Source organism: Rhizobium sp. SG741 (assembly GCF_012275435.1).
GTDB lineage: Bacteria > Pseudomonadota > Alphaproteobacteria > Rhizobiales > Rhizobiaceae > Rhizobium > Rhizobium lusitanum.
In genome coordinates this window covers 995,489-1,016,779 of the sequence record NZ_JAAZQP010000001.1, presented here as the reverse complement: position 1 = coordinate 1,016,779, position 21,291 = coordinate 995,489, and the positions used below count along the sequence as shown (strand labels likewise).

General features: G+C 59.0%; 26 protein-coding genes and 1 tRNA gene. 8 read left to right on the top strand and 19 right to left on the bottom strand.

The features are described 5' to 3' along the window. Positions 1 to 38: 38 nt before the first annotated feature. Both terL and FHT29_RS05150 read right to left on the bottom strand, forming a co-directional pair. The gene (terL, locus tag FHT29_RS05155) at positions 39 to 1,523 is read right to left on the bottom strand and encodes a phage terminase large subunit (RefSeq protein WP_210255364.1); all 1,485 of its coding nucleotides are present in this window, start codon (positions 1,521 to 1,523) and stop codon (positions 39 to 41) included. Then, a complete protein-coding gene (locus FHT29_RS05150) occupies positions 1,480 to 1,827 on the bottom strand; it encodes a hypothetical protein (protein ID WP_037194511.1) in 348 nt (115 codons plus the stop codon). Before FHT29_RS05150 ends, terL begins: the two co-directional genes overlap by 44 nt. Positions 1,828 to 2,123: 296 nt before the next feature. Here FHT29_RS05150 and FHT29_RS05145 point away from each other — a divergent pair, with 296 nt between their 5' ends. After that, entirely contained in the window at positions 2,124 to 2,801 is a 678-nt protein-coding gene (locus FHT29_RS05145; RefSeq protein ID WP_168599261.1) for a 50S ribosomal protein L11 methyltransferase, read from the top strand. Between the two features lie 65 nt (positions 2,802 to 2,866). On the opposite strand, the gene FHT29_RS05140 is transcribed toward FHT29_RS05145, so the two are convergent. The 5 genes from FHT29_RS05140 to FHT29_RS05120 form a co-directional block, all read right to left on the bottom strand. Then, a complete protein-coding gene (locus FHT29_RS05140) occupies positions 2,867 to 3,532 on the bottom strand; it encodes a DUF6362 family protein (protein WP_037194513.1) in 666 nt (221 codons plus the stop codon). After that, a complete protein-coding gene (locus tag FHT29_RS05135; RefSeq protein ID WP_168599260.1) occupies positions 3,507 to 3,923 on the bottom strand; it encodes a hypothetical protein in 417 nt (138 codons plus the stop codon). The genes FHT29_RS05140 and FHT29_RS05135 overlap by 26 nt, the downstream gene beginning before the upstream one ends. Positions 3,924 to 3,980: 57 nt before the next feature. Then, a complete protein-coding gene (locus FHT29_RS05130) occupies positions 3,981 to 4,259 on the bottom strand; it encodes a hypothetical protein (protein ID WP_092577543.1) in 279 nt (92 codons plus the stop codon). 77 nt (positions 4,260 to 4,336) lie between these two features. Further along, entirely contained in the window at positions 4,337 to 4,555 is a 219-nt protein-coding gene (locus tag FHT29_RS05125; RefSeq protein WP_168599259.1) for a hypothetical protein, read from the bottom strand. After that, entirely contained in the window at positions 4,552 to 4,725 is a 174-nt protein-coding gene (locus FHT29_RS05120) for a hypothetical protein (protein WP_168599258.1), read from the bottom strand. Before FHT29_RS05120 ends, FHT29_RS05125 begins: the two co-directional genes overlap by 4 nt. A gap of 191 nt (positions 4,726 to 4,916) precedes the next feature. Here FHT29_RS05120 and FHT29_RS05115 point away from each other — a divergent pair, with 191 nt between their 5' ends. Together FHT29_RS05115 and FHT29_RS05110 are read left to right on the top strand one after the other, a co-directional pair. After that, positions 4,917 to 5,705: a LexA family transcriptional regulator gene (locus tag FHT29_RS05115; protein WP_037194520.1), complete on the top strand. Its 789-nt coding sequence runs from the start codon at positions 4,917 to 4,919 to the stop codon at positions 5,703 to 5,705. A gap of 386 nt (positions 5,706 to 6,091) precedes the next feature. Further along, a complete protein-coding gene (locus FHT29_RS05110) occupies positions 6,092 to 6,478 on the top strand; it encodes a hypothetical protein (RefSeq protein WP_047562800.1) in 387 nt (128 codons plus the stop codon). Between the two features lie 469 nt (positions 6,479 to 6,947). Here FHT29_RS05110 and FHT29_RS05100 read toward each other — a convergent pair whose 3' ends face one another. From FHT29_RS05100 to FHT29_RS05075, 6 genes are all read right to left on the bottom strand, one after another. Next, positions 6,948 to 7,610 (bottom strand): response regulator transcription factor, encoded by a 663-nt coding sequence (locus FHT29_RS05100; protein WP_037194527.1) that lies wholly within the window; start codon positions 7,608 to 7,610, stop codon positions 6,948 to 6,950. 3 nt (positions 7,611 to 7,613) lie between these two features. Then, positions 7,614 to 8,678: an ATP-binding protein gene (locus FHT29_RS05095; protein WP_037194528.1), complete on the bottom strand. Its 1,065-nt coding sequence runs from the start codon at positions 8,676 to 8,678 to the stop codon at positions 7,614 to 7,616. Between the two features lie 648 nt (positions 8,679 to 9,326). After that, positions 9,327 to 10,658: a nitrate/sulfonate/bicarbonate ABC transporter ATP-binding protein gene (locus FHT29_RS05090; protein WP_168599257.1), complete on the bottom strand. Its 1,332-nt coding sequence runs from the start codon at positions 10,656 to 10,658 to the stop codon at positions 9,327 to 9,329. A gap of 21 nt (positions 10,659 to 10,679) precedes the next feature. After that, on the bottom strand, positions 10,680 to 12,440 hold the full coding sequence (locus tag FHT29_RS05085) for an ABC transporter permease subunit (protein ID WP_168599256.1): 1,761 nt from the start codon (positions 12,438 to 12,440) through the stop codon (positions 10,680 to 10,682). 105 nt (positions 12,441 to 12,545) lie between these two features. Beyond that, entirely contained in the window at positions 12,546 to 12,776 is a 231-nt protein-coding gene (locus FHT29_RS05080) for a hypothetical protein (RefSeq protein WP_168599255.1), read from the bottom strand. A 382-nt stretch (positions 12,777 to 13,158) separates the two neighbouring features. After that, positions 13,159 to 13,872, bottom strand: a complete 714-nt coding sequence (locus tag FHT29_RS05075) for a TfuA-like protein (protein ID WP_168599254.1) — start codon at positions 13,870 to 13,872, stop codon at positions 13,159 to 13,161. A gap of 294 nt (positions 13,873 to 14,166) precedes the next feature. Between FHT29_RS05075 and FHT29_RS05070 the strand changes: the two genes are divergently transcribed. From FHT29_RS05070 to FHT29_RS05060, 3 genes are all read left to right on the top strand, one after another. Next, on the top strand, positions 14,167 to 16,092 hold the full coding sequence (locus FHT29_RS05070; protein WP_037194541.1) for a membrane protein: 1,926 nt from the start codon (positions 14,167 to 14,169) through the stop codon (positions 16,090 to 16,092). 33 nt (positions 16,093 to 16,125) lie between these two features. Beyond that, positions 16,126 to 16,344, top strand: a complete 219-nt coding sequence (locus tag FHT29_RS05065; RefSeq protein ID WP_037194543.1) for a hypothetical protein — start codon at positions 16,126 to 16,128, stop codon at positions 16,342 to 16,344. Positions 16,345 to 16,473: 129 nt separating this feature from the next. Further along, positions 16,474 to 16,707, top strand: coding sequence for a hypothetical protein (locus FHT29_RS05060; protein WP_145677336.1), 234 nt, complete (start codon positions 16,474 to 16,476; stop codon positions 16,705 to 16,707). 31 nt (positions 16,708 to 16,738) lie between these two features. Here the strand turns inward: FHT29_RS05060 and FHT29_RS05055 are convergent. Continuing rightward, positions 16,739 to 16,814, bottom strand: a tRNA-Ile gene (locus FHT29_RS05055). Between the two features lie 164 nt (positions 16,815 to 16,978). Between FHT29_RS05055 and FHT29_RS05050 the strand changes: the two genes are divergently transcribed. Continuing rightward, a complete protein-coding gene (locus tag FHT29_RS05050; protein WP_168599253.1) occupies positions 16,979 to 17,722 on the top strand; it encodes an SIMPL domain-containing protein in 744 nt (247 codons plus the stop codon). A gap of 126 nt (positions 17,723 to 17,848) precedes the next feature. Here the strand turns inward: FHT29_RS05050 and FHT29_RS05045 are convergent, their stop codons facing one another. The 4 genes from FHT29_RS05045 to FHT29_RS05030 form a co-directional block, all read right to left on the bottom strand. Further along, the gene (locus FHT29_RS05045; RefSeq protein ID WP_037194548.1) at positions 17,849 to 18,190 is read right to left on the bottom strand and encodes a hypothetical protein; all 342 of its coding nucleotides are present in this window, start codon (positions 18,188 to 18,190) and stop codon (positions 17,849 to 17,851) included. Between the two features lie 257 nt (positions 18,191 to 18,447). Beyond that, positions 18,448 to 18,753, bottom strand: coding sequence for a hypothetical protein (locus FHT29_RS05040; protein WP_168599252.1), 306 nt, complete (start codon positions 18,751 to 18,753; stop codon positions 18,448 to 18,450). Between the two features lie 171 nt (positions 18,754 to 18,924). After that, positions 18,925 to 19,353: a secondary thiamine-phosphate synthase enzyme YjbQ gene (locus FHT29_RS05035; RefSeq protein ID WP_037194553.1), complete on the bottom strand. Its 429-nt coding sequence runs from the start codon at positions 19,351 to 19,353 to the stop codon at positions 18,925 to 18,927. A gap of 80 nt (positions 19,354 to 19,433) precedes the next feature. Then, positions 19,434 to 19,787 carry a DUF1428 family protein gene (locus tag FHT29_RS05030; RefSeq protein WP_092577231.1) on the bottom strand — a complete coding sequence of 118 codons (354 nt, stop codon included), beginning with the start codon at positions 19,785 to 19,787 and terminating at the stop codon, positions 19,434 to 19,436. 112 nt (positions 19,788 to 19,899) lie between these two features. Here FHT29_RS05030 and FHT29_RS05025 point away from each other — a divergent pair, with 112 nt between their 5' ends. Next, positions 19,900 to 20,298 (top strand): GNAT family N-acetyltransferase, encoded by a 399-nt coding sequence (locus FHT29_RS05025; protein WP_092577234.1) that lies wholly within the window; start codon positions 19,900 to 19,902, stop codon positions 20,296 to 20,298. A 23-nt stretch (positions 20,299 to 20,321) separates the two neighbouring features. Here the strand turns inward: FHT29_RS05025 and FHT29_RS05020 are convergent, their stop codons facing one another. Further along, positions 20,322 to 21,245, bottom strand: coding sequence for a LysR substrate-binding domain-containing protein (locus FHT29_RS05020; protein ID WP_168599251.1), 924 nt, complete (start codon positions 21,243 to 21,245; stop codon positions 20,322 to 20,324). Between the last annotated feature and the right edge of the window lie 46 nt (positions 21,246 to 21,291).

The window sequence follows — 21,291 nt, the reverse complement described above, 5'->3', positions numbered from 1 at the left end:
TTTGATATCGATGTGATGAAAGACCCGCGCCAGCGAGCCTAGAAATTCGTGAAGCTGAAGGAAGAGCTCAGCGCGAGCTCGTTCAGAGCGTCTGCAAAGGCATCGACCTGGTCATCAAACTGCCCGTTCGGAAAGGCGCAGATCTCGTCCAGAAATGCTTCGTTCCAGTCTCCGCGCAACAGCTTGACGTTCCCGGCTTCCGCCTGCGCCGACGCCGGCTTGGCGCGCGTCGCCTTGTCACCGGTCGCAGACAAGACTCTGATCGGAAAACCAGCCAGCAGCTTGATCTTCGTTTCCGCATCGGCCTTGCCGGCTGCGCCCGGATCTTGCGGCATACGGATCGTCACCGTCGGCCCGTCCTGCGACGCCATGTTTTTCAGATTGCGTTCCACCTCGGCGGCCGACCATCGTCCGCGGGCGATAGTCTCGACGTAGAAGACGCCGTCAGCCCATGCCATGCGCAGACCGACGGTCCAGTCCGGCTGACGGCCGGGACGCTCCTTTGAGGCAGCGAAATCCCAGGCGCGGCAGCGTTTCGCGCCGGCAGGCACCGCCTCGACGATTTCGAAATCGCCGCGTTGAAACAACCCGCCCGAGCGCGGTGAAGGTCGCTGCTGAAACTGACCGGCAACCGCATAGGATCCGAGCGGTATCTTGTCACGTTCCACCACCGCACGCGGAAAGCGCTGCGGAAAGAGCAGTTCGCCCTCTTCCATCCTCGGATCGACAAATCCGATCGATGTGCGACAACAGCGCTCCGGCTCGAACTCCATGGGCAGCATCAGATGCTCGTAACCGAGCCCAAGCGCCAGAATGGTGCCGGACACATCCGCCTCATGCAATCGCTGCATCACCACGACGATGGCCGAACGCTGCGGGTCGTTGAGCCGCGTCGGCACGGACTCGCGAAATGTCCGTACCGTCGACAGACGCTCCGCTTCGGATTCCGCACCATCGACTGAATGAGGATCATCGATGATGACCCGGTCACCGCGACCTCCGGTCAGCCTTGAAAACGGCACGCCCTGGCGCGATCCCGTGCGGGTATTGGCAAAGGCCATCTCGCCGGTTCGCGTCAGCTTGACCCGGTCCCCCCAGAGCGCCTGATACCATTCCGAGGCAACCAGATCGCGCATGCGTCTGTTGTCGCGCTTGGCGTAATGTTCCGAATAGGACGCGCCGAGATAGCGCAGTTGTGGTTTGTCTTTCGGTCCCCATTCCCATGCCGGCCAGAAGACGCCGCAGAGAAGCGACTTCATCGTGCCCGGCGGCACATTGATCAGCAACCGCGTGATTTCGCCTGAAGTGACTGCTTCAAGATGCCGGCAGATCGCGTCAATGTGCCAGCCATGGACATAGTCCGCAGATGGCTCGACGACATGCCAGGCTTCTCGGACGAAGCCGGCCAGCGACTGGCAATCGGCGCGAATCCGCTCGGCATCCGCGGCGATCTGTCTGTTACGCTCGGCCCGCTCACGCTCAACTGTCCGCTTCGCTTTCTCCTCTTGGATCGCCGCCATCATCGTCACCGGATCCGGCAAGCGGACCGAAGAGGGATTCGAGTGTCGCAAGCTGCTCATCCGTGGCATTGGTTAAATCGATCGTGAAAGCCCGGTTTCCCTTGGCCCCAGCTCCAGGGCGCTCGCTTGGCTTCTGGTGAACATAGGATGCTGCGATCTTCGCCATTTCATCGCGTCGCTTCTGATCCGCCTCATCATCACGCATCACCTTCAACATATAATCGAGCGGCGTATCGCCGGCCGGAACGGCTTTGCGCCGGCGCGCGCGCGGCTTTCGCTGCACGACCGGCTTGTCGGCATTGGACATGCTTGAAATTCCGATGGAGCCTTGAAAGGAAACAAGCGGTTTAAAACATCGCTTGCGGTCAACAGTGCGTCGCTGCAACTGTTCTCATCATGTCAAAACCAATACCCCAATTCGGCGCTGTTGGCGACACCCTTGAAGGATAACGGCTCTGCAAGGATTGACGAATCTTGACGAAGACGATGGATAATTACTTGAAATCCCTTGGGAATATCGCGCTCCGCAGTCCGACGAATTGATCAATATTCTCTCCGGAACTATCTGATGATAGTTCCCAAGAGACGAAGCAAGAGGAAGCATTGAGCCACAACTTGGAAAGCGCCCTAGGCCTCGACGGTGCACGGCAGTTCATCACCACCAATCTTCCGATTCTGCCCATTCCCGGCATTCCCGAGATTCGGCTGCACAAGGCAGGCCCGCATAGCGGTTTGCGACACCTCGCAGAGCGGGATCCGCAATTCGGCTCCCCCTATTGGGCACATTACTGGGGTGGAGGGTTGGTACTAGCACGCTATCTTCTGAATAGGCCAGAAACCGTCGCCGGTTGCCGCGTGCTCGACCTCGGTGCTGGCTCAGGAATTGTGGGCATTGCAGCCGCAAAGGCCGGAGCGGCGGACGTGCATGCCGCTGATATCGATCCCTATGCCATCGCAGCCATCGGGCTTAATGCGGCTCTGAATGACGTGGCTGTCCAGCCCGTCCTCGCAGATTTGACAAGAGGCGAACCTCCCGCAGTCGATGTCGTCTGTATCGGTGATCTCTTCTATGAAGCGGCCCTTGCAAAACGCGTCACCGCATTTCTGGATCGCTGTCTGGCAAAAGGCACAGTGGCTCTAATCGGCGACCCGTGGCGCGCTCACCTGCCGGCATCGCGACTTCGGCTTCTGGCAGAATATGCCGTGCCGGATTTTGGCGAGAACGCCGCAAGCCCTCGGCTAAGCGGCGTCTTTGCATTCGAAAGCAGCATGTCACCATAAGGTGAAAACGATCAAGGTCGACCACAGCGGCAAATACGGATTCGGACCGGAAATGCCGTCGCGATCTAGACCTTCATCTTGGCACGCCGGCGATTTCCGCGCTCAAGCCGCTTGGCAAGCTCCGCAAGTTCAGGGCTGGCCGCATCGAACACCGGCCGGGCGTCATCCGGCAACCAATGCGTTGCATGTTTGGTCATCGGCGGTTTAACCCGCTCGCAACCGCCGGCCGAATTCGGCATCATCGGCGATATGCGCGACCAGTCAGGCTCCTGCAATATCGGCGAAGTGGCGAGAAGTGCGCCGGCGACATTCTGAAATTCGCTCTGAATGCGCCGCTCCGCGGTGCGCCGCACACGCCCGGTTCGGGCGCAGAAATCCCGAAAAGATCCGGCGACGCGAGGTGCAGCAAGGCAAACGGACCAGCGCGAAAGCAGGATGCGGCGCTCCTCGTCCCGGACGTGGATCCGCAGCCAATCCTGCAACACCTCTTCGGCCCGACTGATGGCGGCAGCGCTCGGGCGATAACGGATGCGGAGATCGGCATGATCCATCGACTCGGGCAGGACATCCGGCCAGAGCGTGCGCATTCTGTCCGGGCGAACGCCGCGGACATCGAGGTGAACCATCGTATCGGCCGCCTCGATGAAGCGAGCACGAACGATCAGGCTCAAATCGGCGATCTCAGCCGCATGATGGGATAGATCGTCAAACTGCGAGGCGGGTCGGTGCATCAAGTCGTCTCTCCAATTCCCAATAGATTAGGGTTCGCAGCGTCGCGCGAACCGGCCAAGGCCGCCTCGCCACGGCATCCAAGCGCAGCGAAGCAAGTGCGATGTCGTCGAAGGCGTCAAGCAGGTCGCCCGGACGCTGCAGCGCCCAATCCTGACGCTGCATAAGAACATCGGAGACTGCTCCGATCGTATCCGACCAAAGCTCGTCGCGATTATTTCCGGTTTGACGGATGCAGCGCAGAACGAAGACCAGATGTCCGTCGCCATGTCGCCCCCGGATTTCCTGCATGGTCCCGCGAGCATGGCTCTGGGCCGGTGCGCGGCGGCGATGGACCGGAACGAGCTTGATGCCGAGGCCATCGAGAAGAAGATCAAGCTTGCCCTTGGTCATCGATCCTGCGGCTCCTTTCGCAAGAAAATGTATGCTTGTTCCACCGCGGCATATCGGTCACGCCATGTTCCCGGCCGCAACGCCGATCGGCTTGGGCTTAAAGAAAGCTTCCGCCTTGGAAATTGCCTCCACTCTCGCGCCATCGCGCAGCATGGGCGTGTTCAGATAGGCAACCATGGCCTCGCCAGCGGCGGCCTTTGCTGCGTCCTGCGTCGCAAAGACAATCGGTTCGCCGCTTCGATCCTTGAGGATCTCGTTCGTCGCGCGATGAACCTTGCGAATCCAGCCGAGATGACCGCCCGTAACCGCTTCTGTTCCGATTTGAAATTCATTCATAGCAACCTCCTCTGGCCGGCAAGGCCAAGTCTGTGAGTTGGATTCCGTGGTTTGATTTTTCGTGCAGAAGCCGATTTTCAGCTCGGTTTCGCGAAGCGTGTCGGCTTTGCCGCGCCGGCATCTTTGTCGCCGGTCATCCGGAAATGGATCTGGTCACCCTCAGGTGCACCGCAGGCGTCATCCTGATCGCCTGAATATTCTGATCTCCAGAAGACGGATTCTATCGCCGCCAGCGTACTGGCGAAGAAGAGCGCGGCGCCGATACACGCCAGAAAGCCTTGTAACATTTCGCTCATGGCATCTCCTCCGGATTCAGCGCCGGTGTCGCAGGCTCGGCATCGTCCATCTCCGCCGGCTCCACGGCTGCGTCGCAGTTTTCGCAATGCAGTTCGATGATCTCTGCGATCGACAAAGCCCGATGACAGCCTGGACAGTCCCAGAAGCGATCGAAATATCCCGTCTGCAAATATGATTTCCTGCCCCTCCAACTCGCGATCATGCCATCACCCCTAAAAACATCTTTCCATCGCACGCCGGTTAAGCCAGCGTACCGGCCACGGCGATTTGCACCGCAGGCCTCTTGATAAACACAAATTATGTTGATAATAATGCCGATGTCAACATGATTTATGTTAATAATTTTGCGAGTGTCACCTGATGCAAAAATCCATGGGCGAACGACTGAAGACCGCGCGCGAAGCCGCAAATTATCCATCAGCCACGAAGGCGGCAGAAGCGCTCGGCGTGAGCCTTTCCACCTACCGGGCGCACGAGAACGGCCAGAACGAATTCAACGCCGAGATCGCTAACCGCTATGCCAAGAAATTCGGCACGACGGCAGCCTATCTCCTGACCGGCGAAGGGCCGCGCAAAGTGGCCCGCTCGGTACCGAACATGGTCACCTCCTTCGATCCGGACGAGCAATACAATGAAGGATTCGCTGAAGATAACGATGAGCTCAGCTACAGCCGCGAGCATTGGCAGCCGCAGATCGCAGGCGCAACGCCGGAAGTGGATGTCAAGCTGGGTGCCGGCAGCGGCGTTGTCGGCGAAGTCATCAACCTGCCCGTCGGCTCCGGGAATGTCGCCGGCCACAAGATCGTTGCGGAATGGCTGATTCCCGCGGGGTATTTGCGCAACGAGGCGAAAGCTTCGCCAAACCATACCATCATCATGGAGGTGATCGGCGACTCCATGCAGTCTACATATATGCCAGGCGATCGCGTCATCGTCGATCTCTCCCAAAACCAGATGACGACCGATACCGTTTACGCCATTAGCGACGGCTATTCCGAACCGCAGATCAAGCGCCTCCAGCGCGTGCCCTTCACGCATCCGAGCCAGGTGAAAATCATTTCGGACAATCCGGCGCTGGAAACATTCACTGTCGAACTGGAGCGGCTGACGATCATCGGCCGCATCTGCGGGCATATTGCGCGGAAGTAGCAAGCCCGCCTTTTCTCCTTTCGCATAGCTCACCAAATCTGTGACTTTTGCTGAATATGTCGGCGGTCATAGGTCTCAAACACTTTTAGTGTCTTTCTCGATCTAAATAAACATAAATAATGTTGACATATATCGTGTTGAATGGCAATTTCTCATTAAGAGCCTATTGGCACTGAAAGGAATGAGCCCGCGCAAGCGTTAAAAGCTTGCACGAAGTCAGCGAAACCGGACAGGCCATGGATTTGGAAGCCGGAAGTACGCTGAAAGGAAGTGCCGTTAATGCCCAGTAAGCCCAACACTACTGCGGCGGATCTGGCGGACACAGTGATGATGGACAACAGCAAAATAGGACGTGTGTACTCCACGTCAAACGCGAAGGCAGCAGAATGACAATGCACACCGATGTGTTCTCCTGCGAATACTCGTTCGATGAGCTGAGCATTCGCCTCTGCGATCGCTGGGAAACCGGATTGCTGCTCTATGGGCGCGCCGAGTTGACATCGGCGGGCGCCGGTTACGAAGATGAGTTTTACGTCTCTGCAATCCGTTTGGATGGCGGGGCGAGACTGGCAAGGCCGAACGCACTGAACGTCACAGGCAATTTCGAGTCCGAACTGTTTCGACGGATAGCTGCGGTCATAGAAGACGAAAAGACACATGCCGGCCATCATGCAGCCGAGCTTTTCGCCAGTGAATTGGAACAATTCAGGGAGACCGATTATGACCACGTCTACAAGGTCGAGCGGGAAAGAATCCTGGAGTCGCTGGCCTGATGCACATTGAAATTGAGGCTTTCACACCGAAATCAAACAGAAACGGATGCTGCCATGGCCACGGAAGTTCCGCTGTGCGAGCGTGAAGAAATTCGCATGCTCGAGGAGAAACTGCATCGTCCGGAAATCCGCCGGTCGCCGGAAGCAGTGCGGAGCTCCTGGCGGAGGGGTTCGTTGAATTCGGCAGTTCGGGAACGATCTATAACGATAGAGACGAGCTCATCACACGGCTGGCGGAGGAGACGGCGGATAAACCTTCAGCGTTGGTCACCGCCTGCGATTACGCGTTTCGATCGATTTCACCCGATGCAGTCCTGGTGACTTATCGAGCCATTCGGCCATTAAAAGATGGTAAGCCGCCGCGGCATGTCTTGCGCAGTTCGATCTGGCAGCGCATCGATGGCAGGTGGCAGATGATATTTCATCAGGGCACCGTCACCGCCCCACCGGCTTAGCGAAGAGACCGAGACTAACGCTGCCCCGGCGCCACACCATTTCCCCGGCGGTCGACGCTTGCTTTGGTCAATCCGAGACTATCGGCCATTCGAATGAGGTCGGCCACGGAGTCGGCCCGCATCTTGCGCATGGCTTGACCACGATGGACCTTCACGGTGATCTCGCTCAGGCCGATCTCAGCGGCGATCTGCTTGTTCAGAAGGCCGCACGCAACAAGCGCCATGACCTCGCGTTCACGTGATGTGAGCGTCGAAAGACGTTCCTGAAGATCGATGGCCGCGGCTTCCTTCCGAAGGCGAGTCCGATCGATTTCGAGAGCTTGCCGGATCGCGTCGAGAAGATCCTGCTCGCGGAACGGCTTCAGGAGAAACTCCACCGCGCCGGCCTTCATTGCCCGGACGGACATCGGCACATCGCCGTGTCCGGTAAGGAAGATGATGGGTGTCAGATAACCTGCCTTCGCTAGCTCGTCCTGAAAATCGAGGCCGCTCGCATCCGGCATCCGGACGTCGAGGACAATGCAGGCCGGGCCGACCGAACGAGGGTGCGACAGGAAGTCACGCGGCGAGGCAAAGCCACGCGTGTCGTAGCCGATCGAGCGCAGGAGGCTGTCGAGCCCGTCTCGCACGGACGCATCGTCATCGATCACATAAACGGCTGATCGCTGCTCTTCCATGCCCTACCCTCTCACCTTCGCATCCAACGGCAAGGTGAAGCCGAAAACGGTTCCATGCGGGAAATTCGGCGCCGCATAGACGGTACCACCATGTGCCTCGATGATCGACCGACTGATCGCCAACCCCATTCCCATGCCGTTCGGTTTGGTCGTATAAAAGGCGTCGAATATCGTGTCGAGCGTCGCCAACGGCACGCCGATACCGGAATCACGCACGCTGACTGTGATCTTGCTTTCATCGGCAGCGGCACTGACAAGCAGTTCACGCGCCTCTGCGTCGACTTCAGTCAGAGCCTCGATCGCATTCATGATCAGGTTGAGGATGACCTGCTGGACCTGCACGCGATCGCCGATGACCAATGGCAGATCGCTCGCAAGCTCGGTGCGAAGAAGTATCTGGCTCTTCCGGATCTCGCTGCGAACGAGTTCCAACACATCCGTAATCGCCTCGATCAGGTCGATCCTATCGCGCGAAGGAGCCGACCGCGCCACAAGTCCGCGAACGCGGCCGATGACATCGCCTGCCCGCCCGGCATCCATGACGATCCGCTCGATCGCGCGCCTCGCCTCATCCTGATCGGCAGGCGTTGCCGAAAGCCATCGGAGCGCAGCGTTGCCGTTGGCAGCTATCGCCGTAATCGGTTGACTGACCTCGTGAGCGATGGATGTGCCGAGTTCGCCCACGATCATGAGGCGCGACATCCGCGCAAGCTCGGATTGCGCGAGCCTCGCTCTTGCGTCAAGCCTCTCGATCCTGATCGCCAGATAGGTCGTCGCGCCGATAGCGAGCAGGCTGAGCGTGCTGTTGACCAGACCTGCTTGCGAAGCTCCATGACGCGTCAGGAAGTAACTCACGACCGTCAGGACGGCACAGGCGACGCCCACGAACGCGATCGCTCCCGTTCGCCCGGAATACACCGATATGAGGATCACAGACACGTACAGAACGGCGAACGCGATCTCCAAGTCGGTGATCGTGTCGCCAATAAAGATAAGGCCGGCAAGGATCGCGATGCCGAGCCAAAGGAACGGCATTTCGAGAAGATACTTCAGAAACTCGCGCCTCATGCCCTTCGTCCCCGTTTCAGCGTTCGCAGCACATTGCGTACGGGAATGGCAAACTGCCTGACCCAAAGTCCAAAAACAACCGCGGCCTTCGCCGTGCCAGATTGAGGGTCATTTGATCAAGTGCGACGGTCATGATTGTCCTTCCCGCATAGTGGTTGCAAAAACGGCGGCATTGCCGACGTCGAAGGATAGCGAGACTTGCTCTGTTCAGACGAGCTGCGGCGCGAACAGCAGGCGCGTTTGCCTCGCAGGCAGAACCCGCGAAAATATAGGCGCGTGGTCCATTGCATGAGCCGATTCGCTCCTCAAAAAAGTATCTGCGCCCGGCAGCCCGGCATAGTCCTTCAGGCGCGCCGCTCGCTTACCGAAATGCCCTCGCACTTTGGGAGGTTGGTCCTTCCTGTTGCTGGAGTTGCTTCGATTCTGTCTGCTGAGAGCCTCCAGCAGGCGGCCAGATTCTTCATTGTCCCCGGGCATGATAATCCTTCCCGCGACCAAGCAGGCCGCGAGAGCGAATGGATCGGCGATCCCGTTGGAGCCCTGTGCGTTGGGCCGTGCCTTGGGTGCTTATCAAATTCAAAAACGCTTCTTGCTTGGCCGCCGCCTCATCCGCCGGCAGCCCTTCTGGATCCAACCCGATCGCGTTTATCAACTTGGGTTCTCCAGCGTGAAGAGATCAGCATTTTCGTCGTAGGCGAAGTACTCGGCATAGCGGGCCCAGTTCGTCACGGCCTTGAGGGTGATATCGGCATAATCCTCCGACATGTAATCCTCGAGCTCGTCACGAAAGCGCCGGGCCGGCGCGCGGTGCGTCGGCCGCTCGTCCAGAACGCGGCGGATATGAGCAGCAAGCGGCACATAGCTTGCCAGATGTTGCTCGAAGAGCCGCTTGCGCTCGTCGACATCGCTGTCGGAGAAACGCAAGCCGGACGCCGTCAACTTGATGTCGCCTCCTTCGAGATCTGCGAAACGCAGAAGCTGCAGCGTTTCCGCCACCGGAAAGAGATCGTCGATGCCGAGATGCAGGTGTGTCGCCAGCGGCGGCAAGTCGGCCTGCCCTCGATAGGGCTCTGCTGCAACCGTCTCGATGAGACCGGACATCAGGTTGGTCGAGACGCGCGGCAGCGCCATGGCGATGCCCGTACCCGGGAACAAGCCGTCACGTGTCGGCGCACCGGTTTTTGCCGTCATCCTGGCATAGATGTCCTCGACCAGCATACGAAATGCCGGATCGAGACGATTGCGCGGCTGCGGCAATTCCACCCGGATTTCGGCAATGACACGGCCGGGGTTCGATCCGAAAATCAGAATGCGGTCGCACATCAACACCGCTTCCTCGATATTATGCGTCACCATCAGAACCGACTCGATCGGCATCCGACCCTCGCACCACAGGTCGAGAAGGTCGGTGCGAAGCGTTTCGGCGGTCAACACGTCGAGTGCGGAAAAGGGCTCATCCATCAGCAGCACCTTGGGACGAACGACAAGCGCCCGGGCAAGACCGACACGCTGACGCATGCCTCCAGACAGCTCCTTGGGATAGGCGCTTTCGAAGCCGTCGAGACCGATCAGGTCGATGGCCGCCAGCGCTCGCTTGCGGCGCTCCGATGATTCAACCCCTTGGGCTTCCAGGCCAAGCTCGACATTCTGCAAGACGGTCAACCAGGGAAACAAGGCGAAGCTCTGGAACACAACAGCAATGCCGGAATTGGGACCGGTCACCGGCCTGCTTTCGAAAGTGATTTCACCCTTGCTGGGGCGGATGAGACCGGCAATGGCGCGCAGCAGCGTCGACTTGCCCGAGCCGGAACGGCCAAGCAGCCCCACAATTTCATTGGGATAGAGCTGAAGATCGACATTCTCGAGCACGACCAGCGAGCCTGAAGCCCCCTTGTCGTATGTCTGGCAGACCTGTTTGGCCAGCACCAGCGGCGAGCTCTTTGTGATGTCGACCTTCTTGGAGATGACAGCGTTTTCCATGTTCGGTTCTCCGATATGTGATTAATCGAGACGCAGGCGGCGTTCAGCGAAGACGTAGAGCGGCCGCCAGAGCGTTCTGTTGAAGAGGGTGACGAAGACGGACATGACGACGATGCCGAGAATTACCCGCGGAAAGTCGCCCGCCTCCGTCGCCTTCGCGATGTATGAACCAAGCCCGAAAGCTTCGAGCTTCGTATTTCCCCAGCTTGCCAGTTCAGCGACGATGCTCGCGTTCCAGGAACCGCCCGACGCCGTCAGCGCTCCGGTGACGTAGTAGGGAAATATTCCTGGCAGTATCGCACGGCGCCACCACGTCCATGAGCGCAGCCTGTAGACCGAGGAAGCCTCCCGGAGATCGGTGGGGAAGGCACTTGCACCGGCGATCACGTTGAAGAGGATGTACCATTGCGTGCCCAGCACCATGAGCGGCGACAGCCAGATGTCGGGGTTGGCACCCGTTGCTACGATTGCGATCACAACAACAGGAAAGAGCACATTCGCCGGAAATGCGGCCAGGAACTGAGCCACGGGTTGAACGCGCTCTGCAACGGCCGGACGAAGACCGATCCAGACGCCAAGCGGAACCCAGATCAAGCTGGCCACCGCGATCAGGACAACGACGCGGATAAGGGTGACGAATCCGCCGGCAAAAGCGATCCCGACGTCGTTCCACGACAGCGTCTGATCTAGATACGATACGGCACTCCAGACACTCCAGGCACCGACGACAGCGATCAGGGCGAGCCAGCCATAATCGATGACCCGCGTAATCGGCCGCCGTCCGCCTTGCCTGCGGCCAACCATTGTCGGCCTGGACCGCAGCCGGATGAGCATCACGCGGTCCCAGATGGCGGCAAAGGGTGCGGTTAGGTGCTTCAGAAGGCGCGTGCGGCGCACCAACGAATAGACCCAGGACCGTGGCTTCTCCTGTCCCGCCGTCTGCTCGAAGCGGAATTTGTCTGCCCAAGCGACGATCGGCCGGAAGAGCAACTGATCATAGAGGAGGATCACGATCCCCATGGCAAGCACGGCCCAGCCGACGGCGGCAAAGTCCTGCTTGTCGATGGCAAGTGCGAGCCAGGAGCCAAGTCCCGGAAGCTGTACGGTGGTATTGCCGACGGTGATCGCCTCCGAAGCAACCACGAAGAACCAGCCGCCGGACATCGACATCATCGTGTTCCATATAAGACCGGGCGCAGCGAAAGGTGCCTCCAGCCGCCAAAAGCGTTGCCAGGTGGAGAGGCCGAATCCACGGCTGACTTCATCGAGGTCGCGGGGCACCGTCCGTAGCGACTGATAGAAAGAAAAGGCCATGTTCCAAGCTTGGCTGGTGAAGATCGCAAAGATCGAGGCGCACTCGGCACCGAGCTGGCTTCCGGGAAACAATCCCATGAAGAATGCGACGGTGAAAGTCAGGAAGCCGAGCACCGGAACCGACTGCAATATGTCGAGGGCCGGAATGATGATCGTTTCGGCGCGGCGGCTCTTCGCGGCAAGCGTTGCGACGACGAAGGTAAAGACGAGCGAGGCGACGATCGCGGCCAGCATGCGCAATGTCGTGCGCAGCGCATATTCAGGCAGATTGGCGGGATCGAGCGTGAGCGGCGCGGCAGCAAGCCCCGACAGCGGCGCCCGCATTTCCGCGACGCCGTGAAGCGCAAGAAACGCGACTGCGACAATGAAGGCGAATGCAGCAAGGTCGTAGCCGTTCGGTAGTATACGGGCGCCTGCAAGCGCGGCAACGGCGCTGCGCTCCCGCCGATCATTAGGAAGGAAGACCATGTCTAATCCCTTGAAAACAAGAGGTCGCGAATGACGCATGTTCGTGGCGCCCCAGTCGCGGAGCCAGGGACATGCGCGGTAAAACAAGAATTCGGGAAAGCGGGCCTATGCCGCTCGACGACTGCCGTCTTCGTCGGGAGCAGCTCCGCGCTCGGTCGTCCAGAAGCACTCCAATTTCCCGCTGCGGGGATTGATGTGCCAAATGGCGATCATGCGTGGGCGCTGAACGATCACACCCCGATCAGACCTCGGCGTGCCAACCACGGCGGGCAGGATCTGCAAGTCGGAAAATTTGGATGCGGACGCCCGTCCGCGGAAAAGAACGATGTTGTTCATGGCTCACCTCGTCGGTCCGCTTGTCGACGGATCCGGATGGCGAGCCGGACAGGCTATGCCCGACCGACGCTCGCCCGGCGGATGCCGGTAGCGGTCCAGGTTGTTGCGATGACCGTCCGGATGCGGCTCGAAACCGCAGCCGGACAGCGACTAGGGTAGCTGTCCATTTGTCTCTTGATCAGTTGTTTCGTCAGCCTTCGCATTGTGTTGCGCAGGCAGGGCCGTCTTGTCACAACCACTGAGGGGGATCAATCAGGCGATGGTGCATCGCAATTATACCAAAGTATACCGCCCGAGATTTCGCAGGCCGCGGGCTTTGGCGGCGGCGATGAAATCATACTCACGAAAGGAGTTAGGAAGCATCCTGAAGTCGGGCTTCGACCTATCGGGAAGAAGGAAATGCTGCATTCCAGAAACTTGTCGCCTCGAAGGTCCAGTCGAAGCTGGGAACAAGGCGCCGATCCGATGCCTTGACGACAGCATCGACGAGCAGCCGGGCGTCCAGCAGCTTCTGATTGACGGAATTTGTCCGCAAGGCTGCCAGCACTCCGGAGGCACGCTTGTCATCCGAAATACAGGACTGAACCAGCAACTTATAGGTACGATACTTGAAGAAGATCGCCTTCGCCGTCTCCAGAAGACGATCGTGCTCTGCCCCGGTTATGCACCCCAGCAGCAAGCAATGCGCGATCGTTGCCCGGACATTGACGAGTGGCTCGCTCAAGGGAAGAAAGCCGAGTTCCGCAGGCGCATGGGACTGAGCGACTTCGGCATCGTCCTCCAAGGCGCCGCTGACGTAATCGTCACAAATCCTGCCGATGCCGACCATGCCGAAGGCCGCGCATTCGGCCGCTCTCAACGCGCCCATGCTCGCGGCGCCGAAGACCTGTACTCCTTGAGCAAGGCCAAACAGGATTTCCTTGTGCCAGATCGACGGTACATACTCATAGACCCCATCAATCAATCCGATGACGTTGGCACCATCGTCCACGGCCTGGAAAAAGTCGCCTTGCCTGGCTGGCGGGCGCAGCTCATAGCCTGCAGCCGGCAACAGAGTCGCACCATGGAAGGTCGGTCCGGCAAAGATAACTTTCATCGTGAACCCAAAATCCTCTTCTCGGCGCGCATCCCGACCTCCCGGAGCCACGTACGGTTGGAAATTTCAAGTCCGGAAGCAAACACCGCCCCATTCAGAACTACCATTTTCGGGATTTGGAGCAACAACCTTCGCTAAAACACAGAATTGTGAGGGCTTGAGTTGCAATTAATCACGCGTTGCAGCAGAAATATAGGACCAGTTTCGTTGTCGTACCGGCGTCAATCTGCCTACAATTACTGAAATACGGCACCTCGGCGGCTATTACACGTTTAAAGCGATATAGAAAGCGCGATGGGATTCTCACTCAGAACATTCGGAGAAATCGTTCTTCTCGACAGGGAGGGTCAGGCGGTCGCGTTTCCGGAAAAAGCATTGCTGATACTTGCCTATCTACTTGCGAACGAAAACAGTTCTGCCAGCAGGGCAAGCATGGCGCGGCTCCTCTGGGGCGAGGATGATATCGCCAACTCCCTGACGAATCTGCGAAAGCTTGTTTCCCGCATCAAGAGCCGGCAGTCGGACCTGAAGACCGCATTCCTGACCTTTGACGAGACGGACGTCCATCTCGAGCGCGACTCTATAACCAGCGATATTATTTCCGCGCGTGCCGACACGCTCAAGAAACCATTGGATAAGCTTGCTTTCCTTGCAAAAGGCCTGCGCGCAAGGTTTCTCGGGAAGGCCAACTGTCAAAGCAGGGTTTTCATCGATTGGCGGGCGGGCGAAAGCAGGCGACATCTCGCCATGTTGAAGGAGACACTTGATGACGTCGTCACGGCTCCCGCGACGCCCGACGGCATCGCGCTCATCAAGGAGGCCGCACTCCTTCTCTTCGAGGCCGAACCGCAGGACGAGAGCACGCACCGCATATTGCTGAAGGCGTTCGACGCCGAAGGTGGGCTGGAGCAGCTCAAACGCATATTCGAACGGCGCAAGGAGCTCATTTCATCGTGGCCGGCAAAATTGTCGATGCAGCCTCAAGGCCAGACCCCAGCGCCCGTCCACCAGTCCGAATCGGGCGCATTGTCGGATCGTGATGCGACGACTAGGCCCATCCCGCGCCTGCCGCGTCTGGCCTTGCTGCCGCCAATCAACCACAGTCCCGACCCCGGCGCTGCGATGGTGGCCACCTCGTTGGTCGAGGATATCACCCTTGGCTTCTGCGCCTTGAACAGCCTGCGGGTGATCGCCCCCTACTCCGCCATGCAGATCAGCAGGCAAAGCGAGAACCAATTCGAGCTCCTGCAGCGATACGACATCAACTATGTTCTCGATACCCGGCTGAGCGGCCTCGGCGATGACGTTTCGTTGTTTACGCAGCTCATCTATCTGTCGAACAGCGAGGTCGTCTGGGCCGAACGCTTCAGCTTTCGCAAGCTGGATCTGGCCCGCAATAAACACGACATCTCGCGGCACATCATCCTCGAAGTCGCTGGGCAGGTCGAACAGCATGGGATGACGCGCGCCTATTTCGAACAGAGCCCCGCTGCCTATCACCAATATCTTGTCGCGCAGCAATATCTCCATCGCTTGACCCTGCCGAACATGCGGCGCGCCCGCAAGGAGATGAAGACTGCCTTGCGCGAAAGCGCCGATTTCGCACCGGCACTGAGCTCCATTGCCCGCACCTATTCCAAGGAATGGCTGCTGACGGCACGCGGCGATATCGAGCTGCTGAAATCGGCCGAGACCTATGCCACCCAAGCCATCACGATTCGCGAGGATCTTGCCGACGGCTACCGCGAGCTCGGCGTCGCCAAGCTATTGCAGGGGTCCATCGACGAGAGCGTCGAGGCGCTGGAATTGGCGGAGACGCTGAGCCCGCATTACGCGGACGTCATTGCCGATCACGCGGACACGCTGGTCCACTTCTCTCGCCCCGGCCTCGCTCTTGAGAAAATCCAGAGGGCCATGGAGCTCAACCCCATCAATCCGGACTCATATCTCTGGACGGCTGCGGGGGCCAGCTATTGCCTGGGCAGCTTCGAGAATGCGCTTGGATATATCGACCGGATGGTCGATGCCGATCTGGCAGACCGGCTTTCGGCCGCAAGCTGGGCAATGCTTGGCAACGACAAGAAGGCACGCTTCTTCGTCAGCCGGGCTCTCGAAACGAATCCTGATTTCGATGTGGATAGATGGCTGGCCGTCGTGCCTCTGCAAGAGCAATGGCAAAAGGACATCTATCGCGAAGGCCTTAAGAAAGCAGGATTTTGACATCAAACCAGGTAGAGAAAGGGACTAATCTGCATGGCTAGAGTTGTTATTATTGGAGTGGCCGGTGAAAAAGGCCTATGGGTTGCAGATCTCGACAAAGGAACGGTCGTGCAACTGACCACGCACGTCACCGGCACGCTGAAGCCGGTCGTCGATCTACGGGCAAGCGGCGCAGTGATCACCAAGGGCGTGGATGTCGCCGTCCTGGTAAAATCAGCCGACAAGGCTTTTTCGGGTCATCTGGACGGCTAAGTTACCGTAAATAAAGGAGGTGCCGAGGCAATCGGCACCTCAATGCTGTTTACCAGTTCGAATAGTGGTAGCCTCCAATATGTCGAGCAAAATGCGAGAATTCTGCTCGACGCTGGGGAGCTGCGGCCGATGAGAGACGAGACTGCGAGGGTAGTCTACGCGCGTGTGATCGCGCTCGATCCGCTGATAAACGAATTATTTGAATCTGCTGACGCGGTCGAGGATGAAACGCTGCGCAGCCAGTTCAAAAAGGCGGTGGGAGAGGTAATGGGCACATTATACTTCGAGATCATGTTGCCCTTGGAGAAGCTATACCCGGCCCTCATCCCTGAAACGGAGAGACCATCAACAAAACTCCGATAAAACGCAGCCAGCGAAAAATTATCAAATAAAATGGTGGGCCCGGAGGGACTCGAACCCCCAACCAAGCGGTTATGAGCCGCCGGCTCTAACCATTGAGCTACAGGCCCGGCACGAGAGAAAATCGTCGCGCTTACAGCACCGGAGCAATGGTTCCCCGGAAGCCGACTTGGCTCTAGCCCAATTTCTCTTTTCCCACAAGGGACTGCCGCAATACCTTCACAATCAATCCGCAAAAGCGAATCCCGAGGAAACACCAACCAAGGAACGAACCATGCCACTGACGAAAACCAGAGATTTTGTTTTTGCCGCTCTTGTCAGCGCTGCCTTCTTCGTGCCCGCCGCCGGCGCCTTCGCAGAGGATGCAAAGCCGCGCGAAGCCGTCATCACCGTCATCGGTGAGGGACATGCAGCTGTCGCGCCGGATATGGCCGTGATCACGCTGGCGGTCGTTCAGCAGGCGAAGGCCGCTCAGGATGCGCTCGACCTGAACAACAAGGCCATGGGCGCTGTGCTTGCAACGCTGAAGGATATCGGCATCGCCGAGCGTGACCTTCAGACGTCAGGTTTTTCCATTCAGCCGCAATATACCTATCCGAACGACAAGGACGGCCGTGCGCAGCCGCCGGTTCTAAACGGCTACCAGGTGACGAACGGCCTCACCGTTCGCGTGCGCGATCTCTCCAAGCTCGGTGCGCTGCTCGACCAGGCGATCAAGCTCGGCATCAACCAGGGCGGCGACATCCAGTTCACCAACGACAAGCCGGATGCCGCGCTTGAGGAAGCCCGCAAGAAGGCAGTGGCCGATGCTGCCGCCAAGGCAAAGACCTTGACGGATGCCGCCGGCGTCAAGCTCGGCCGGGTCATCGCGATCCACGAAGGCGGCATTGCCGCTCCGCCTCAGCCATATATGCGCCAGGCAATGGCCGCGGCCCCGATGGACAAGGCCGTTCCCGTCGCAACCGGCGAGAACGAGTACAATGCTTCGGTCAGCATCACCTACGCGATCCAGCAGTAGTTGAAAACAGAACCGCCCTTCGCTCGGATTCATCAGAATCGAGCAAAGGGCGGTTCCGCGGCCCCCGCCAAAAGGCGAAAAGGTCAAATATGGAATGGCAGGCGCAATATGCGCCCGCTTTTCCGATCAGCGGCCCAGCATCGGGCAGCCGCGAACATTGGCAAACATCATCGTATCCGGACCGCGACGACCGAAGCCATCGACGATGACGCGGCGCGGCGTCACATCCACGACGCGGGCGCGGCGCAGGCCATAACTGCGGGCGACATCCAACGCTTCACGCGGATCGCAGCCACGACGGCGGTCGAAGCGCGGCGGCGGATTGTCGTATTCCGGCGGAGGCGGCCGATGACGGCCGGGGCCGACATAGATATCCACCCCCTGTGCGGCGGCAAAATCCGCCGTGACCGACAGTGCGGTAACTGCGATGGCGACGGCTACCCCCAACTTTGCCAGCAATTGTCTCATTGTGTCCTCCATAGAGCAAAGGGCTTCCCTCTCATGCCTGCAATATGTGCTGAGCGAGTGCCCGAGAAGTAACGGCGCGATGCTGAACAAGCTCAGAATCAACCGTTCATCCGCTAATCAGGTACAATGAACGCTAAAACGACGCCAGATGCCTCATCATAGCACAATGTAAAAAAATAAAGCCGCCTCCCGAGCGGAGGCGACTTCGAAACTATCGAATAGATGTGGAAAACGCGGCCTTTCCCACCTGGCTGCCGTTAACGGCGGATCAACGGGCAACCGGGCACATTGGCGAAAACGACACGATCATGGCCACGGCGGCCGAAGCCTTCGACGACAACACGGCGCGGCGTGACGTTGTTGATACGGGCGCGGTGCAGACCCATGTCGCGGGCCTTGCGAACTGCTAGCACCGGCGAGCACGCACGGCCGCGGTGGTGATCGTAACGCACCTGCTGGATGCCGGGATGGAAATCATTGGCCGATGCGGTGACGGCCGTTGCGGAAATGCCGCCGAGTGCGATGAGAGCTGCGATGCCTGCCTTGGCGAAAAGATTGGTCATGGGTGTTTCTCCTTCAAATCCTTGCTGCGGATCGTTGCAATCCCGATATCCGGCTCGATGCCCTTGGGATTGAACTCACGTTATGTCAGCCAAGCTGAACCGAACGCGAATTGACCATTCAGGTTGTATTCATGGCGGCTACCGATCGGCTGACGCGAAAATCGCGGCAGCTCACGCGGAAAGATGCAGCACGACCTCGCGCCGGTGCGGCCGGTCGCGATGCTCGAAGAGATAGATGCCCTGCCAAGTTCCAAGCGTCAGACGGCCGTTCATCACGGGAATGCCGATCGACACCTGGGTCAGCGCCGCCTTGATATGCGCAGGCATATCATCAGGTCCCTCCGTCGTATGCACGATCCAGCGCATAGAGGGATCGGAGGACGGCGGCACCAGCCGGCGGAAAAACGCATTGAGGTCGGTCTTCACATCGGGGTCGGCGTTTTCCTGGATCAGCAACGAGCAGGATGTGTGGCGCACAAAGACAGTCAAAAGCCCTTCGCCGCTACCCGACGCCGACGCACGGACGAAATCCGCCGCGGGGTCGGTGAATTCGTAAAGTCCCTGGCCACGGGTGGACAGCGTGATGACGGTTTGCGGCATGGCTTCTTCCGGCAAGAATGGCAGCGATCCGCATCAGGTCGGCCGCAACAGCCGGAAAGTCAAGTCCGGCGGCCGACAGGCTACATCTCGAGGAAGATGTTGAAGCCGCCGTAGATCATGCGCTTGCCATCGAACGGCATGTTCTCCATCCCATTCTTCAAGCGTGGGTCGGCCATGACCTTTTCCAGTATTTCGTCTCGGCTCTGCCGGGATTCATAGGTGATCCACGAAAAGACGACGACCTCATCCTCGGCTGCCTGCACCGCGCGGGGGAAGGATGTCAGTTCGCCATAGGGCACATCGTCTCCGACGGCCTCGACATAGCTGAGAGCCCCATATTCCTTCCAGACCTCGCCGGCCATGCGCGCCAGCACCTTGTATGCCTCCATCTTGTCTTTCGGCACGGCAACGATAAAACCATCCACATAGGACATGTCAGCCTCCTCTGTTCTATGCTCACGTTAGAATGACGATCGGCCACGACTATATCCGACATAGGGCGCGCAGTTTTTCCGACCATTGCCCAATCGAGCGTCCGCCTCAGAGATGCCTATGGACATAGAATACAGGGATGACCCAAATCCCGGAAACGAAGCGCTCAACGCGCTCTGGGCGAACGCGTGGCACGATCCTTCCTCACGCAATTTCTCGCCGATCCTCGCAAGAAGCCTCGCTCATGTCGGCGCGTTCGCAGGCATGAGACTGGTGGGCTTCGTCAATGTCGCCTGGGATGGCGGCATCCACGCCTTTATTCTCGATACCTGCGTCGATCCCGAATTCCGCCGGCGGGGCGTCGCGACCAACCTGGTCGAGAGGGCCAAGATGCTGGCCAGACAACGCGGCGCCGAGTGGCTTCATGTCGATTTCGAACCGCATCTCACCGGCTTTTATCGAAAGCTCGGCTTTGCCGCCACGGAAGCGGGTCTGATAAGGTTGCGCGATTGACACGGGACCGCGTTGTCCCCGGCTCAGGCGGCCGAACGGACTTGCGAAAGCAGCCAGTTACGAAACAACGCCGCCGATGGATTTTGCAGCGCATTCTGCGGATAGACAAGATTGTAGCCGACTGCGGCGGGCTGGGCCTCGATAAAACACCGCACCAGTTTACCGTCGGCGATGTCACGCGCGACAAGCGAACTGCGAACGAGGGCGAAACCGCGCCCTTCCCGGCATGCGTCAAGCATATCCGCAAAGCTCTCGAACAGAAGCCCATCCTCCACAGCAGCCACAATATCAAACTGCGTATCTGCCTCGCCGCTCCCGCCGGTGATCTGCTCGTACCAGCGCTGCCAGTCCAATATCGTGTGGCGCATGCCGGTATAGCGCAGCAGCGGGGCGGCCCTTATGGCGTTACGCGGCGGCAATTGTTTGGAAAGCGCCGGCGAACTGACGACGAATTCCTCATCCGTCAGCAATTCCTCCTCGATAAGTCCGGCTTCGGCACGTCCGAGCCAGATCGCCAGATCGGCGCCGCCGGGCTTGAAATCCGGGCGCTGATAACCGACTGCCATCTTCAATTCGATATCCGGATGCCGCTGGCAGAAATCCGGCAGTCGCGAAGCGAGCCATTGGCTTGAAAACTCCGGCGAGACGAAAACGGCAACGCTGCGAACCGAGACGCTCGCCCTCGCCTGATAGAGCGCCGTCTCCAGCTCGGAGATCGTCCCCGCAATTGCGGGATGCAGGCGCGCGCCCAACGGCGTCAGCCTCGCCCCGGCCCGGCCCCGATCGAACAGTCTGCCTCCGATCCACCCCTCCAGCTGCGCAAGTTGATGGCTGACGGCGGTCTGCGTCTGACCGATTCTATCAGCCGCGCGACCAAAGCCGCCGGTTTCGACGATCGCGCAAAATGCCTGCAGCACAGACAGGGGTGGAAGCGGCCTCTTTCCCATGAAAATCTCGCATGTTTAATCATCGGAGGCTTCATTATACACGACA

Bases quoted from the DNA above. Each gene is read 5' to 3' on its own strand.
- terL (WP_210255364.1), bottom strand. From the start codon at position 1,523: ATGATGGCGGCGATCCAAGAGGAGAAAGCGAAGCGGACAGTTGAGCGT.
- FHT29_RS05150 (WP_037194511.1), bottom strand. From the start codon at position 1,827: ATGTCCAATGCCGACAAGCCGGTCGTGCAGCGAAAGCCGCGCGCGCGC.
- FHT29_RS05140 (WP_037194513.1), bottom strand. From the start codon at position 3,532: ATGCACCGACCCGCCTCGCAGTTTGACGATCTATCCCATCATGCGGCT.
- FHT29_RS05135 (WP_168599260.1), bottom strand. From the start codon at position 3,923: ATGACCAAGGGCAAGCTTGATCTTCTTCTCGATGGCCTCGGCATCAAG.
- FHT29_RS05130 (WP_092577543.1), bottom strand. From the start codon at position 4,259: ATGAATGAATTTCAAATCGGAACAGAAGCGGTTACGGGCGGTCATCTC.
- FHT29_RS05125 (WP_168599259.1), bottom strand. From the start codon at position 4,555: ATGAGCGAAATGTTACAAGGCTTTCTGGCGTGTATCGGCGCCGCGCTC.
- FHT29_RS05115 (WP_037194520.1), top strand. From the start codon at position 4,917: ATGCAAAAATCCATGGGCGAACGACTGAAGACCGCGCGCGAAGCCGCA.
- FHT29_RS05110 (WP_047562800.1), top strand. From the start codon at position 6,092: ATGACAATGCACACCGATGTGTTCTCCTGCGAATACTCGTTCGATGAG.
- FHT29_RS05100 (WP_037194527.1), bottom strand. From the start codon at position 7,610: ATGGAAGAGCAGCGATCAGCCGTTTATGTGATCGATGACGATGCGTCC.
- FHT29_RS05095 (WP_037194528.1), bottom strand. From the start codon at position 8,678: ATGAGGCGCGAGTTTCTGAAGTATCTTCTCGAAATGCCGTTCCTTTGG.
- FHT29_RS05090 (WP_168599257.1), bottom strand. From the start codon at position 10,658: ATGGAAAACGCTGTCATCTCCAAGAAGGTCGACATCACAAAGAGCTCG.
- FHT29_RS05085 (WP_168599256.1), bottom strand. From the start codon at position 12,440: ATGGTCTTCCTTCCTAATGATCGGCGGGAGCGCAGCGCCGTTGCCGCG.
- FHT29_RS05080 (WP_168599255.1), bottom strand. From the start codon at position 12,776: ATGAACAACATCGTTCTTTTCCGCGGACGGGCGTCCGCATCCAAATTT.
- FHT29_RS05075 (WP_168599254.1), bottom strand. From the start codon at position 13,872: ATGAAAGTTATCTTTGCCGGACCGACCTTCCATGGTGCGACTCTGTTG.
- FHT29_RS05070 (WP_037194541.1), top strand. From the start codon at position 14,167: ATGGGATTCTCACTCAGAACATTCGGAGAAATCGTTCTTCTCGACAGG.
- FHT29_RS05065 (WP_037194543.1), top strand. From the start codon at position 16,126: ATGGCTAGAGTTGTTATTATTGGAGTGGCCGGTGAAAAAGGCCTATGG.
- FHT29_RS05060 (WP_145677336.1), top strand. From the start codon at position 16,474: ATGAGAGACGAGACTGCGAGGGTAGTCTACGCGCGTGTGATCGCGCTC.
- FHT29_RS05050 (WP_168599253.1), top strand. From the start codon at position 16,979: ATGCCACTGACGAAAACCAGAGATTTTGTTTTTGCCGCTCTTGTCAGC.
- FHT29_RS05045 (WP_037194548.1), bottom strand. From the start codon at position 18,190: ATGAGACAATTGCTGGCAAAGTTGGGGGTAGCCGTCGCCATCGCAGTT.
- FHT29_RS05040 (WP_168599252.1), bottom strand. From the start codon at position 18,753: ATGACCAATCTTTTCGCCAAGGCAGGCATCGCAGCTCTCATCGCACTC.
- FHT29_RS05035 (WP_037194553.1), bottom strand. From the start codon at position 19,353: ATGCCGCAAACCGTCATCACGCTGTCCACCCGTGGCCAGGGACTTTAC.
- FHT29_RS05030 (WP_092577231.1), bottom strand. From the start codon at position 19,787: ATGTCCTATGTGGATGGTTTTATCGTTGCCGTGCCGAAAGACAAGATG.
- FHT29_RS05025 (WP_092577234.1), top strand. From the start codon at position 19,900: ATGCCTATGGACATAGAATACAGGGATGACCCAAATCCCGGAAACGAA.
- FHT29_RS05020 (WP_168599251.1), bottom strand. From the start codon at position 21,245: ATGGGAAAGAGGCCGCTTCCACCCCTGTCTGTGCTGCAGGCATTTTGC.